Origin of the sequence: Paenibacillus shenyangensis (assembly GCF_000346635.1) — a bacterium.
GTDB lineage: Bacteria > Bacillota > Bacilli > Paenibacillales > Paenibacillaceae > Saccharibacillus > Saccharibacillus dauci.
This window is the reverse complement of the sequence record NZ_AOIG01000017.1, coordinates 158,695-172,355: the sequence shown is the minus strand read 5'-3', so window position 1 is coordinate 172,355 and position 13,661 is coordinate 158,695. Positions and strand designations below refer to the sequence as shown.

17 protein-coding genes are annotated in these 13,661 nt (G+C 45.0%); 7 read left to right on the top strand and 10 right to left on the bottom strand.

Annotation, left to right across the window (positions count from 1 at the left end):
- Positions 1-160 precede the first annotated feature (160 nt).
- The 3 genes from H065_RS0115025 to H065_RS0115015 all read right to left on the bottom strand — a co-directional run bounded on the left by H065_RS0115025 (position 161) and on the right by H065_RS0115015 (position 3,160).
- Positions 161-631, bottom strand: coding sequence for a DinB family protein (locus tag H065_RS0115025; RefSeq protein WP_017813905.1), 471 nt, complete (start codon positions 629-631; stop codon positions 161-163).
- Positions 632-726: 95 nt separating this feature from the next.
- On the bottom strand, positions 727-921 hold the full coding sequence (locus H065_RS0115020; protein ID WP_017813904.1) for a hypothetical protein: 195 nt from the start codon (positions 919-921) through the stop codon (positions 727-729).
- A 166-nt stretch (positions 922-1,087) separates the two neighbouring features.
- Positions 1,088-3,160 (bottom strand): bifunctional 2',3'-cyclic-nucleotide 2'-phosphodiesterase/3'-nucleotidase, encoded by a 2,073-nt coding sequence (locus tag H065_RS0115015; RefSeq protein ID WP_017813903.1) that lies wholly within the window; start codon positions 3,158-3,160, stop codon positions 1,088-1,090.
- Between the two features lie 296 nt (positions 3,161-3,456).
- On the opposite strand from H065_RS0115015, the gene H065_RS0115010 reads away from it, so the two are divergent.
- The 4 genes from H065_RS0115010 to phnE (H065_RS0114995) all read left to right on the top strand — a co-directional run bounded on the left by H065_RS0115010 (position 3,457) and on the right by phnE (H065_RS0114995) (position 6,961).
- On the top strand, positions 3,457-4,407 hold the full coding sequence (locus H065_RS0115010; RefSeq protein ID WP_017813902.1) for a phosphate/phosphite/phosphonate ABC transporter substrate-binding protein: 951 nt from the start codon (positions 3,457-3,459) through the stop codon (positions 4,405-4,407).
- A 150-nt stretch (positions 4,408-4,557) separates the two neighbouring features.
- The gene (gene phnC / locus H065_RS0115005) at positions 4,558-5,394 is read left to right on the top strand and encodes a phosphonate ABC transporter ATP-binding protein (RefSeq protein ID WP_017813901.1); all 837 of its coding nucleotides are present in this window, start codon (positions 4,558-4,560) and stop codon (positions 5,392-5,394) included.
- Positions 5,391-6,170 carry a phosphonate ABC transporter, permease protein PhnE gene (gene phnE / locus H065_RS0115000; protein ID WP_017813900.1) on the top strand — a complete coding sequence of 260 codons (780 nt, stop codon included), beginning with the start codon at positions 5,391-5,393 and terminating at the stop codon, positions 6,168-6,170. Before phnC ends, phnE (H065_RS0115000) begins: the two co-directional genes overlap by 4 nt.
- Complete coding sequence (gene phnE, locus H065_RS0114995) at positions 6,167-6,961, top strand: phosphonate ABC transporter, permease protein PhnE (RefSeq protein WP_017813899.1); 795 nt, start codon at positions 6,167-6,169, stop codon at positions 6,959-6,961. Before phnE (H065_RS0115000) ends, phnE (H065_RS0114995) begins: the two co-directional genes overlap by 4 nt.
- 122 nt (positions 6,962-7,083) lie before the next feature.
- On the opposite strand, the gene H065_RS0114990 is transcribed toward phnE (H065_RS0114995), so the two are convergent.
- The 3 genes from H065_RS0114990 to H065_RS0114980 form a co-directional block, all read right to left on the bottom strand.
- Positions 7,084-8,490 carry a DUF4179 domain-containing protein gene (locus H065_RS0114990; protein WP_017813898.1) on the bottom strand — a complete coding sequence of 469 codons (1,407 nt, stop codon included), beginning with the start codon at positions 8,488-8,490 and terminating at the stop codon, positions 7,084-7,086.
- Positions 8,474-9,010 (bottom strand): sigma-70 family RNA polymerase sigma factor, encoded by a 537-nt coding sequence (locus H065_RS0114985; protein ID WP_017813897.1) that lies wholly within the window; start codon positions 9,008-9,010, stop codon positions 8,474-8,476. The genes H065_RS0114990 and H065_RS0114985 overlap by 17 nt, the downstream gene beginning before the upstream one ends.
- A 193-nt stretch (positions 9,011-9,203) precedes the next feature.
- Positions 9,204-9,935 (bottom strand): class I SAM-dependent methyltransferase, encoded by a 732-nt coding sequence (locus H065_RS0114980; RefSeq protein WP_017813896.1) that lies wholly within the window; start codon positions 9,933-9,935, stop codon positions 9,204-9,206.
- A gap of 138 nt (positions 9,936-10,073) precedes the next feature.
- On the opposite strand from H065_RS0114980, the gene H065_RS0114975 reads away from it, so the two are divergent.
- The 3 genes from H065_RS0114975 (at position 10,074) to H065_RS28575 (ending at position 10,844) form a co-directional block, all read left to right on the top strand.
- Positions 10,074-10,361 carry a hypothetical protein gene (locus H065_RS0114975; protein ID WP_017813895.1) on the top strand — a complete coding sequence of 96 codons (288 nt, stop codon included), beginning with the start codon at positions 10,074-10,076 and terminating at the stop codon, positions 10,359-10,361.
- Positions 10,362-10,478: 117 nt separating this feature from the next.
- A complete protein-coding gene (locus H065_RS28615) occupies positions 10,479-10,673 on the top strand; it encodes a PH domain-containing protein (RefSeq protein ID WP_504180659.1) in 195 nt (64 codons plus the stop codon).
- A 3-nt stretch (positions 10,674-10,676) separates the two neighbouring features.
- Positions 10,677-10,844: a PH domain-containing protein gene (locus tag H065_RS28575; protein WP_081604145.1), complete on the top strand. Its 168-nt coding sequence runs from the start codon at positions 10,677-10,679 to the stop codon at positions 10,842-10,844.
- Between the two features lie 30 nt (positions 10,845-10,874).
- Here the strand turns inward: H065_RS28575 and H065_RS0114965 are convergent, their stop codons facing one another.
- The 4 genes from H065_RS0114965 to H065_RS0114950 form a co-directional block, all read right to left on the bottom strand.
- Positions 10,875-11,759, bottom strand: a complete 885-nt coding sequence (locus tag H065_RS0114965; protein WP_017813893.1) for a nucleotidyl transferase AbiEii/AbiGii toxin family protein — start codon at positions 11,757-11,759, stop codon at positions 10,875-10,877.
- Positions 11,756-12,355 (bottom strand): hypothetical protein, encoded by a 600-nt coding sequence (locus tag H065_RS0114960; protein WP_017813892.1) that lies wholly within the window; start codon positions 12,353-12,355, stop codon positions 11,756-11,758. Before H065_RS0114960 ends, H065_RS0114965 begins: the two co-directional genes overlap by 4 nt.
- 89 nt (positions 12,356-12,444) lie before the next feature.
- Positions 12,445-12,969 carry a ribonuclease domain-containing protein gene (locus H065_RS28520; protein ID WP_017813891.1) on the bottom strand — a complete coding sequence of 175 codons (525 nt, stop codon included), beginning with the start codon at positions 12,967-12,969 and terminating at the stop codon, positions 12,445-12,447.
- Positions 12,970-13,067: 98 nt separating this feature from the next.
- Entirely contained in the window at positions 13,068-13,469 is a 402-nt protein-coding gene (locus tag H065_RS0114950) for an immunity 22 family protein (protein WP_017813890.1), read from the bottom strand.
- Positions 13,470-13,661 lie beyond the last annotated feature (192 nt).

Below are 13,661 nucleotides of genomic sequence, written 5' to 3'. Positions count from 1 at the left end.
TTCTGTTTTCTGTTAGTATGTACTCCTTTTCGCCTATAAAGTTGTGGTCTGGGATCGGGATTTTAATAGGAACCAATGATTTGCAACACTATTAGATATGAAAAAAGACATACCCGAGATTGCACGGTTATGCCTTTTATTGCTGTATCCATTGGACAAATCAGGCCAAGCCCCGTCGAATCAGATTGGCCGATACCGGTTCTCTGTCCAGCTCACGTGACCATACCGACATTTGACCTATATGATGAATCTCATGAGCGATCACATGGCGCATGACTTCTCCATATGTATATTGCTCGGGTCTGCCATCTTTGCCCACCGCGTGCAGTATATGCTGTTCCATCTCCGGCTTCCATTCTGACACATAATCGCTGATCTCCGGTCGAAACCGTTTGGATAGAGTACTAATCTGTTCAAGCGAATCCACCGATTGGAATAATTCACTTTGATCAGATTTGCCCTGCAAGTCACAAATCCAGCTATACTCTACATCGACAATATGAGTCAGTGTCTTCAGAATACTGCCTACTCCGCCTGTACGCTGCAGCTTTAGCTCTACTATAGGCAATTCACTGCACCAGTCCAACCATTCCTGACGAACCTGCCAGTTATACCGAAACAACATTTCCATTGTCAGCATCCTCCTCATTCTTATTGTGCATATTCCATTATAAATAGTGGATAATTATCAAATAGTAATCTGGTACATTCTGCGGATTATGCAGCTTACAGGAAATGATACAGATAGGTTTTCCCATCCATGCTGCGCTGGTCCGGATCATAGACAAGTGCATTGATCATCTGTTCGACAGTAAGAGTCATCATAAACTTTTGCAGCTCGCGCTGTGTATCAAACTGAAGTCGCAGCGCCTGATGCTGTCCATCCTGCAGCGCGATATCCCAGGTGAATGATTGTGACATGGATCGCCTCTCCTTTTTGATAAATGATAGATAGGAATAAGCAGGGTATATTCTACCTTAATACCCATATTGTCTTATCCTGATCATCATTACCCGGGAAATGGAGAAACGATTATGCCATCCTATCAGTAAAGGCGTAATATCAACTGCACCAGATTCAAACAGATTATACATTCAAACGGATTCCATATCGTGTGAATCCGCCTGCTCCAGATGCAATAACAGACAGCTGCGGATATTGGTCTACCCATACCTCAGCTGCCGCTGCGGAAGAGAATACGGCAATAATCGACGAATCAGGTCTGGTCTCCTGCACCTGATCTTCGAGTTGTACATTCATACTATGTGCTGGATATTGTTCCTGCGTTCCGAGTGTAATGGACCAGTTATGGTCTGCCTGTGGAGCGATCGTTCCATGCTGTCTGACATATGCTGTTACCACATCGCGATTCTCTAGTGGAGCATCGATTACGATTCGCCCCCCATCCGGGTTGGCAAGAATCGTTGTATAGGCGCGATATTGATTGGTAACGATAATAAATTCCATATCATTCGTAACAGGAACTCCCTGATAGCACAAATACCGGATTCGGTGATGATCCGGCTGCACAAGCTGTCCGGAAGCATCATAACGTGCCGGACAGGAAATATCGATTCGATAACTAACCCCGTCAATCACATCAAAGTTAAATGGTGAAAAAGCTGGGTTAATCAATTCCTGCTCTGCTGCTCCATGTAGATCAATCGTATTAAATAACCCCGCGGACCATTCAAGCCATTCTTTTAGTTCATCGCCATTTAACCGTACTGCGCATAGGGTATTGGCATAGCTGTAAATATCCGAGATATGCTGCAATGTCAACTCTCCAGGTGAAATATCCGTATAATGACCCGAACCGTAACGTCCACCTGTTTTAAAAGCAGAAGCAGCTGATAATAGTGGAATATCCACATATTCCGTATTCAGCAACATTTCACGCGTATACCCGAGCTGGGCATCATTAATAATCTGTACAACCGGATTGTCCATAATCAGTGCAAAATAGCTGTATAGCGGTTCTGAAGTATATCCTACCGGTGTTCGGATATAATCCAGCGTACGTTCATGTGCAGTTTGTGCAGCTTCCTGCAGCAGCATATCTGCAGCAGTATCTGTTAGATCATCCGCTACCGAACGAAGCATGCCATGCCCTTCTACCACACTCCATTTACCAGCCATATACTGCAGTTCCAGATCAATAATACCCAGATGGCTGCCCCATACTCCCGGTTCTACGGCAGGCACACCATGGATTATACCCTTTTCCAGATTCACACCAGGTCGTCCGGCAAATTCCTCGCTTGGATACAGCTTGTGTGCATGTCCAAAAATAAGTGCATCCACACCATTGATCTGGCTGAGCGGCAGAACTGCATTTTCTGAAATCGACGGATCATTCTCTTCGATATATCCGGTATGAGCGAGCAGCACGATAATATCGGCTCCTGCAGCTTGCAGCTGGGGAACCATGGCTTCTGTCGTCTCGACCATATCCTGTACACGCACGTATCCTTCCAGATGTCCTTTGTCCCAGTTCAGAATTTGCGGAGGAACCAGTCCGATAATACCAATATTCAATATGGCCGATTCTCCATTTGCTCCCTTGAGTTCACGCGGCAGGATTAGATATGGCTGAAGCAGAGGCGCATCGGGCTGTTCGTCCGAGATCCGATATACATTGGCATTGGTATAGGGAAACTGCGCTCCATTCAGACATTGTTCCAGATAATCCAATCCATAATTGAATTCATGATTGCCGACAGTGGCAGCATCATACTGCAGCAGATTCATCAGTTCGATCATGGGATGTACGCCTGTAGTATTGCGATTAGTATCCGTATCTGAACTGGCAGCAAATAATGCATCCGTTACCTGTTGCTCCTCTTGTTGGCTTGCTGGATGCTGCCAGAACAGGCTGGAGGCTGCATAATCACCAATCGGATTTCCCTGGATAATATCACCGTTATCCAGCAGCAGATGATTGGCTACCTCTTCGCGTGCCTGATGGATCAGCATCGCGGTGTGTGATAATCCCATTTCACCCGTGTCTGTATTTCGATAGTAATCGTAACCGGTTAGTGCCACATGCAGATCGGTTGTCGCCATTAGCCGAAGCTGGTAGCGTTCAGCTGAATCTTCCATATCCTCGTTATGATAATTGTCCTCTATATTCGCCTTGTTCCTTACTGATTCTTTCATAAATTAGGTAGTTCCCTTCTATACAATTGTTCATTGAAATCCCAAGATGTGCCTTTGCTGCAATTGCCGCAAGCATCCCGGACGCATTTCCGATTCACTCTATCACACCAATATTAGAACAGTGTAAATTCTGCATTTAACACTTCGGATTCATTTTACTTTTCAGTAACATAGATCGACACTGCGTTTGATCCTTGGCTGTTAACATTTCGTTTGTGACCTTATTCCCCGAATAAAAGTATGACGCGGGAACAGGCACAATAAAGTACATAATCACATCCTAGGGGGAAATCAAGTTGTTTAAAAAAGTATTCGCACTGGGCATGACTATTGCCCTGGCTGCTGGTCTGACGGCCTGTGGCACCAATAGTTCGTCATCCGCCAGTTCCGGTAATTCCGCAGGCAGCACCAGCTTTGTACCCAAGGAACTGAAAGTACAGTTCGTTCCTTCCCAGAATGCAGAGACCCTCGAAGCCAAAGCCAAACCGCTGGAAAAATTGCTCGGCGACAAACTGGGTATTCCGATAAAGGTTACCGTATCTCCGGATTACAACACAATCGTTGAAGCCATGGCTTCCAAGCAGGTCGATGTAGGATTCCTGCCTCCAAATGCTTATGTACTGGCACACGACAATCGTAAAGCAGCAGATCTGCTGCTGCAGGCACAGCGCTACGGTGTCAATGACGAGACCGGTCAACCGACAACAGACAAAGTCAATTTTTATAAAGCCATGATTATCGTCAAAAAAGACTCTCCTATCAAATCCCTCGCGGATCTGAAAGGCAAAAAAATGGGTTGGCAGGATGTAACGTCATCTGCAGGTTATGTATTCCCGGCCGCCGAGCTTAAAGCAGCCGGCGTTGATCCTGATACGGATGTACAAGGTGTAACTATCAAAGGTCATGACGCTGCTGTTATGGCTCTGTTGAACGGACAAGTCGATGCTGTCGCTATATTCCAGGATGCCCGTAACACTGTGAAAAAAGATGTACCGGACGTTTTCGAACAGACACGTGTACTGCATTACACCGCTCCGATCCCGAATGATACGATCAGCGTACGTTCCGATATGGATCAAGCATGGCGCGACAAGATCAGTCAGGCATTTATCGATATTGGCAATGATCCTGAAGGTCAGAAAATCATCGAAGAAATCTACACTCATGTAGGTTACGAAAAAGGCGATGACAAAAACTTCGAGCCGGTACGCAAATACGCCGAAGCTGTAGGTCAGGCGACCAAGTAATTCATTAGACGAATCTTTCTGTACTTCTGTTATTTACTCATAAGTTCACGTTATTTTACTGATCCGTGCATTCACACTTTAAGGCAGCACCGTCCTTATTTTGCGGACGGTGCTGTCTATTGTAATTTCCTAATAGAAAGTGGGTCTCCCATGATTGAATTCCATAATGTCTCCAAAGTCTACCCCAATGGTACCCGGGGCTTGAACAATATTAACCTGACTATCCATCAAGGCGAAATGGTCGTTATCGTCGGTCTGTCCGGCGCCGGCAAATCCACACTGCTACGCTCGATTAATCGACTGCATGATATTACCGAAGGCGATATCCAGATTAACGGACAATCGATCACCGAGGCATCCGGCAGTGGACTACGCCGGATTCGCCGCGGGATCGGTATGATCTTCCAGAGCTTCAATCTGGTCAAACGCTCTACTGTGCTGCGCAATGTATTATCCGGACGTGTCGGTCACCATTCTACACTTCGTACGGTACTCGGTATGTTCCCGGCTGAAGATACCGAACTGGCGATGGATGCACTGGAACGCGTCAATATCCGTGATAAAGCTTACAGCCGTGCAGATCAGCTGTCTGGTGGTCAGCAGCAGCGTGTCTCTATCGCCCGCGCGCTGGCACAGCAGCCGCAGATCATTCTGGCGGATGAGCCAGTCGCTTCACTGGACCCCTTGACGACCCGCCAGGTTATGGATGATCTGCAGCGCATTAACCGGGATCTGAATATTACGACGATCATCAATCTGCATTTTATCGATCTGGCACGTCAGTATGCGACCCGGATTATCGGACTGCGGGCAGGCGAAGTCGTATTTGATGGTACACCGGAAGAAGCGACCGATGAAGTATTTTCCCATATTTACGGACGCTCTATTCATCGTGATGAAGTACTCGGTGATCATCCACCGGGTGAAGATATTGTGACGGTCATTCCGGATCCTGCTCCGGCTCGTACCGATGGAGTGAAATCATGAAGGCCGCTACTATCGAAGCTCCGCAGCGATACAAACGTTATCTGACCTGGATCTTTTTTGTCGTATTGATTGTGGTATGTGCGATTCAGACAGACGTCACTCCCTACCAGCTTATCGTCGGTCTTCCGCAGATGGGGACACTGCTGGCCGAGATGGTGCCACCAGACTGGAGTTATCTGCCAACCATCTGGAAACCGATGGTCGAGACGATCCAGATTGCTCTGGTTGGTACGATGCTGGGTGGTATCCTGGCGATTCCGTTTGCGCTGCTCTGTGCATATAATGTAATGCCCAACCGTGCGGTATCCGTACCGGTTCGTCTGATTCTGAATCTGGTTCGTACGGTTCCCGATCTGCTGTTTGCAGCTATTTTTGTTGCGATTTTTGGGATTGGTCCCTTTGCCGGAATGCTGGCTATTATGTTCTTTTCGTTTGGATTGATTGCCAAGCTGACCTTTGAGGCCATTGAATCCATCGATCCGGGTCCGCTGGAAGCGATGACTGCTGTAGGTGCGAATAAAATCCAATTAATCGTCTTTGGCGTTCTTCCCCAGGCGATGCCTCATTATATGTCCTATCTGCTGTATGCTTTTGAAGTAAATGTACGTGCTGCTTCCGTACTCGGTCTGGTCGGGGCAGGCGGGATTGGTCTGCTGCTGGATCGGTCGCTTGGGTTGTTCCGGTATGACCGGGCAGCGATTATTATTTTACTGACACTGGTCATTGTGCTTGTGATTGACTATGGCAGTACAGTATTACGGAGGAAACTGCTATGAATACATTAACAACCAAACCGCTCTGGTATCGTATACGTCCCTGGGTGTGGATTATACTGCTGATTGCCGTTTACCTGTGGGCATTTAATGGGCTGAATTTTGAAGGCGTCCAGTCTACTGCCAAAAGTGTATCCCTCTCCATCATCGACGGCTTTGCTCATCCGGACTGGGATTATGTCTATGATCCTGAAGGTGAGGATCTGCTGCGCGGACTGCTGGATACGCTGATCATTTCAATTCTCGGTACATTTGTATCTGCTTTTCTGTGTATCCCCTTTGCTTTCTGGGCTGCTGCCAATGTGAGCCGTCTGCGCACCATTTCAGGTACGGGTAAAGTAGTGCTGAGCGTTATTCGCGTATTTCCCGAGATGATTGTAGCCATTCTGTTTATCAAAGCAGTCGGTCCCGGTTCATTTGCTGGTGTACTGGCGCTGGGTGTCCATTCGATCGGTATGCTCGCCAAGTTGTACTCTGAATCGATTGAGACGATTGATCCCGGCCCTTCCGAAGCACTGACTGCCGCCGGAGCAAGTAAGCTACAGGTACTATGGTTTGCTGTACTGCCGCAGGTCATTCCACAATTCTTGTCTTATTCACTATACCGTTTCGAAATTAACATGCGCTCGGCTACTACACTCGGTCTGGTCGGTGCAGGCGGAATCGGTACACCGCTGCTGTTTGCACTGCAGATGCGCAACTGGAATCGTGTAGGTGTGATTTTATTGGGAATCATTATTCTGGTAGTGCTGACGGATTTGATTTCCGGTTGGATTCGTAAACGCATTGTGTAAGCAGATGGTATCTTCCCTCTACAGATATCTAGAGATCCACAAAATAAAAAGGCTGCTTCCTTTCCCTGGTGGGCTTGGACAAGCAGCCTTTTTATCTTTATTCATGTATACTGAACGCTCGTTTATCTTATTTGCTCTTTAAATGGATGATCCGGATAGATAATGCTGCTTGGATCATTCAACATTTTAAAGGTAAGCGGCTGATGATACTTCTCCGTGCTGTCTATCGAAATCTCGTAGCCTTTATACTCTGCTCCTTCGTGAAGCTGCTGTTGCTGCAACTTGTAGCTTTTTCCCGAAGCATCCGTAAACGTATCCATCGCTATAAAATTACGATCGTCATATGGATCTATCGAAGGATAAGTCAGTCCAATTCGGATTTTCTGTTTATCTGTATCTTTCGTAATAGACTTGATCCGTGTTCGGGTATCGGATGAATTAATAATTTTCTTTTGCCGGGTATCTATAGTTAATGTGAATGGTTCCGGCTGACTAATTTTGATTCTGGCAAAATTTATCCACAATGATTGATCTTTTTCAAAATAAGTACTGGTGTAATAAGAAAGCAAATGTGTAGTATCGCCATCTTTGTAGTAACTGCCATCTTCCTGCAAAAGCGGTATATGCCCCAAGCCATTAGGTTCATTAACCTGTAAATCTACTCCTACATCATTCAAATTTCTTCCACCACGAGGCTTCATTGTGTAATCAAGTTCGGTACGAAGCGGTGTCTGCCGAAGTTCACTCAATTGTACGGAATAATCCTGAAAAGCATACGTACGATGAAGTTGCTCTATACGCTCCATACCTTTATAACGAGAAGGATCTATTGCAAATGGCATACGAATATATTCAAAATCCGTTCCTGTACTGCCATTGGATACTTCAAGAGACAGTACCATCCTGGACGGAACCTCATTTCCTTTTGTGAAATCAAAAACAAAAGCTCCTTGGTTAATATTGTTATTGCTGCCCGACATTGAGAAATTATTATAATAGCTGCCAATCACCATGCTCTGTTCGGGATTCATCAGAGCTGTCGAGACATTATTACCAATACGGATACGCTGATGGGTAGTATTCTCAATGGTATACAGTATAATGACACGCTGGCTGTCTGCTACAACACCATCCAGCTGTATTTTATAATTCCCTTGCGTTAATTTCTGATTGAGGGGCTGATACAATCCGTGTTCTATCGCGGGCTGAAGCGTATAGCGAAACATATCCAGCCGATTCAGATCGCTCACATATTCAGGAACTTCCCCACTATTCATTTCCCTCATTACTTTCTCCGAGGCTTGTTCCTGGCCAACAACCGCTATTGTTCCTGCTCCAAGCAATATGATCAATGCGGCGGCAGCTCCTAATAACGGACGAAGCACTCGCTTGCGGTGAGATCGTTGCTGATGTGCCTGATGAATGCCAGCACGAATGGCACTATCCAACCGTTGATCATCTATTTGTTCAGCTTGGCTCTTTATTTTTCCAGCGTGATTTTGCAGGTTCTGATCATTTTGTTCGTTCATGCCACAGTTCACCTCCGAGATACATTTTGTTCCGAATCTGCTTGAGTCCCTGATGAATCCAGGTTTTGATTGTTCCTTCGGATCGTTCCAATACGCGGGCAATCTCCGTTACGGTCATATCATCATAATATTTCAAGATGAGAACATGACGATAATTAGGCTTGAGCCGGTCCAGTGCTTTCTCCAGATCCAGTCGATCTTCTTCTTTCATTTCGGTAATCTGATCTGCCATATGATGTTCGGTCAAATGAATGCTGCGTTTGCGACGCTTTAGTTCATCCATGCAGCAATGAATCAGAATGCGAATTAGCCATGGTATAAATGCACTGGGATCGCGCAACTTATGACATTTAATCAATCCTCGGCAGGTCATCTCCTGCAGCATTTCCAGAGCGTCTCCTTCGCTGCGCATATAGCCGTAGGCAATACCATACAAACGACGGCGGTGCATTGATACCAATCGGTAGTATGCTTCTTCATCTCCATTACAGGCAGCGGCTGCCCATTCTTTCTCTTCCACAGGATACCCCTTTCCTATTGTCTGATGATGTTACTATGTACATGGATACAATTACTGCTACAGAACGCTTTTGTGTATCGCTCTGTATATATAGGACTATTCAATGGCATAAAGCGTTTTTTTATTTTTCCATATTAAAAAGGAAGCTGCTTCTACAGCTTCCCCAAATTCTTACTGTAATCAATCGTCTTCTTTATCCCCGCTTGACTGCTTTGAAAATAATAAAAGACGGCTTACGCCACTCATTCACAAGCTTGGGCATCTTTTCGGTCGCGCCCGGGATCGGTTCAGGCTCGTTTACCTGCTCAATCTGCAATCCATGGCGAATCATACCATTGAGCAGAGTAGACAAAGTACGATGATATTTGATCACATCATCTACTACCCAGTGGGTATGGCGAATGCCTTCTTCTGCATAGTTATCCAGTGCATAGTACAGCCGCTTACCTTCATGATCCTCGATCCAGCCATCCATATCCAGCTTAGCAGTTGTTACCGGATGCTCTGTAGAAAATACCAGATATCCGCCCGGACGCAGCCAGCCTGCAATCCGGCTCATCAGTGCATCATAATCTTCCACATAATGAAAAGCGAGCGAGCTGACAATCAGATCAAAGGATGCCGGAGCAAAATCCAGCTCTTCCATCGGCCCATGAATATACCGCACCTGTGGATGCTCCGGTGCCTGGTTAAGCATTTTGGCCGAGATATCTGCACCCGTAACATGTGCTGCTCCCTGACCAATCATATAAGCAGCCAATTGACCGGAGCCACATCCCATATCCAGTATCGTTTTGCCCTGAAGCTCGGGCAACATTCCCATTAGGGCAGGCTGTTCTATAAAATCATTGTATGTAATCCCTGTATTGCGTAATCGCTGATAATATTCAAAAAACTCCGGGTTATCATAAATATTTTGACGCATATATACTCCTCCTTTACCAGTAGTCTAACCGGGAAATGATGGAATTTGTAGCTCAGGTCTGTTATTTTAAATGTACCTGTTGACAAGCACAAGTATCCGTTTACAAATTCCAATTCAAACATAAAGAGGTGTACTATCATGAGATCCAGATTACTGCGAATTACCATTATAGGCGTGGTAACTGTAATTGCGTTGACATTCATTTACTACAGTAGCATCCAGCAAATCGAAGGCATCTATCAAGTGATTGGTGTAACCAATCACGGCATTGTTATTCAAGACGGCGGGGAAGAACATGATATTCGCACTACGCCGGATATGATGCAGATCATCCAAATCGACCACTTTTATGATATGCAGTATGAGAAAAAACCGCTGCAGGCTCCAACACTTAACTATATCCGTCCTCATCCTTCCGGAAGCTAAGTGCCATAATTTTCTGTAGTTTGTTCAATAGGTCACGAGGAAGGAACCAATCGATATCAGAGAGGAGTAAATAAAGTGCATACCTTTACCAGTAAAAGGGATCGAATCTCTGCTGTTATGTTCTGCCTGATTATTGTAACTATGTGTGGTCTAGCCTGTCTCAACCTGTGGACCAAGCATGTTCTAACGATGATTATACCTCTTCTTGTGGTTGCTTTCGTATTATGGATATGGACAGGTACGAACTACCGTATTGATCAAGATACGCTGATTATCCGCTCAGGTCCTTTTCGCTGGAACATCCCTATCTAGCATATTCACAGCATACAACCCTCTCATCAGATCATCTCCAGTCCTGCACTGTCTCTTGAACGTCTGGAAATCAGGTACAACACCCAGAACATCCTGATCTCTCCCGAGCAAAAAAACAAATTCATTCAGGAACTCGTCCGAATCAATCCTCACATCCATATTAGCCAATGAATCCTTTGATGCACATTATAACCATCAATATTACTCTCCAGACAGGTCTGGCAATTGTGCAAATGTCTGCTCATTGATGCCAACTTGATTCATGATTTCCCGCAGTCTTACTACTGTCTCTGCAAAATAAATTTCTGGTTCCTGCTCCCCTTTGTAACGCCAGATATCATAGTTTTTACTCACCTCTGGATATAAATAGTGCAAATCTCCAACCAGTACTTTATGCATATCTTTTTTGGTAATCGAAGGATTCAGGCAGCATTCTTCCATAAGCGTATGCATTGTTAACTCAAGCGCCTGCTGATCATAAGAAGGATGAGACAATAAGTACTGCAGATCGTACAGATCCTTAAATCTTGCTCTTACAATCGTCTGATGCAGCTTCCAGGCTACCTGAACACCCAGAGGCACCGTCAATGACAGATAGAAGCTGTCTCCCTGAATCGGATCATACTCCAGTCCTACAGGTTCAACCGCCATCTCCAGATTAAAAGAGATATCCAGCTGGATCTCATTGTACCAGTCACCCTCTTCTCTTTCTTCTGTTAAAGAATAGGCAATATCGGTATTAACCGTCGGAAAGTCATCCACCATCGCGTAATCAATACTCCTCCAGAATGCATTCTCCCGGAAACTTCGGAAAGTCACACCATCATTCAAATCCAGTTCAGTCACCTGGATCATCCAATCGGTGAAAATCCGGCTGGCCTGTTCCGCCTGTTCAATTTTCCCAGCATACAGAAAATCGATATCTTCTACATTACGGATATCACGATTGCTCAAATACTGTCTTGTAAGCAGACTTCCTTTCAGAATAAACGGCATATCTACAAGCGCAGCTCTTCTCAGAAGGCCTTCTACTGCAAGCAGCTGCCGTATTTCATAATCGATCTCTTCATTATTATCATTAATCATGCTCTTTCCCCCATTTCGATCCATCCTTTGTCCAGTTCTTCTCTGCTGTCATAGATACATAGCTCATATTGCTCCTTGAGTAATTCAATTCCGTGATGGTGTAAAATGTCCTTGATATGATTCACCCGGGTACGGAATGTGGCACCGCTCTCATAATCGCGTACGGTGACAAATCGTATTTTGCCGTTGGTATTGAGTGAGTTGCGGGAAATATGACCACCATCTGCTTCACATAACTGCTTGAGTTGTGCCAGATCTTCGGTATGTACTTTGCCATGCCATTCAAAATAAGGAATAGAATAAGCAGTGACCGGATGATCAAAGTACCGATCATCTATAGGTGGAATCTCTACTTTGGTACGGACAATAGTAAATCCGCTCTGCTGAAATTGCATAGCGATCCGATCTATATCTTCACGTGCTTCCTGGAAGCTACTCCGCTCAACCCATCCAGTTACCATTGGCTGATGGATATATTCTCCATGATCCAATAGGATTATAACTGGTTTTACTCCTTGTTCATTGCAGGTATTGATAAATGCTTTCTTTTCTTCCACACTCAAATCGTTGACTGTAAGATGATATTCAAATTCCATAACTTCCTCCTCATTTTAAATATACAGCCAGAAAGCATCACATGTGAATGCGCTATCTGACTGTTATATTCACTTATTGAAAATTATGCCTACTTCATCTGCTGAAATGACTTGTAGTGATTGGTCGTTTTGTAGATCAACCCATCTGTCGAATACAGAATCCGGTCAGCTCCACGGAAGCCGGAAGTATAATTAATGTCCGCTTCATGCCATTTGCGGCCGGAAGCACGTGGCAGTAATCCTTCACGGTTACCGAATACATCGCCGCCGATACTTTTACCCGGAGCCACTTTATCCAGATTGCCTTTACCGGCATCCCAACCTAGCTTTTCAGCTTCTTTTTTCGTTATATAATTGCAGGGCAGCTCGTTATGCTGACGAAGATAATCGGCGACCCCATCAAATGTATTGATCGCTGAACAGCTCTTCTGAGCGGAAGAAGTAGAAGCGTTTGAGTTTGAGTTTGACTCCGAACGTTCGCCGGATTGCTGAACACTAGGTGTATGCTTCTGATTTTGTTCCCCCGTCAAAAAACCGAGCCTGTCACCTGCTCCAAACAGCAGCAGAACAGCTGCAATCACCAACACGATAATACTGGACAATTTCTTGGACATAATTCCTCCTGTGTATAGACATGCTGTATTTGGTACAGCCATCACCCTGGATGCTAACGGCTGCACATCCCATTATCATATCCTAAGCAGCTGTCTGTCTACAACATTTCGCAGTCCACTGAACCTATATAGGTCCACGTTTGTCCGGCAATACTGCGCTTCCGAATCGTTCCTTTATAATCGAAATGATACAGCAATATCACTGCGTTTACTTTTTGCTGTTCTGCGCTGGATGGTTCCGGCAGCCAGCGTATAAATGCAGGCAGCAGTAATTCGCTGTACGATATATCCTGCAAAGCAATAGTCCAATGTTGTATAGGTATCTCCAGTATAAAAGCTTCACGGAAATCATCGTCAAAATGCTCGATGTTAAAAGCTTGCGCAAATATCGGTAGCTCTATTTCTCCATCTTTTTCGTAGGAAAATTCCAGTATTTCCTCCAGCTGCTCTTCCGACGCTGCTTGGCCGATCCATAATGACACCCTGTTTTCCTTTTCCACTACTATCCTGCTCCTTTATAATTAAATTTCCCCTTCTATTCCTCTGTATACGCTAGTTGATCGATAAGATATTTAACTTTATTATATGTACTTGAATACTAGGAGTATAATACAGCCTTTACAGCTGTAGATCTGAGTACATATTTGATAACTTCCAGCTGTAAGATGGAATATTAGATATTAATGAAAGGA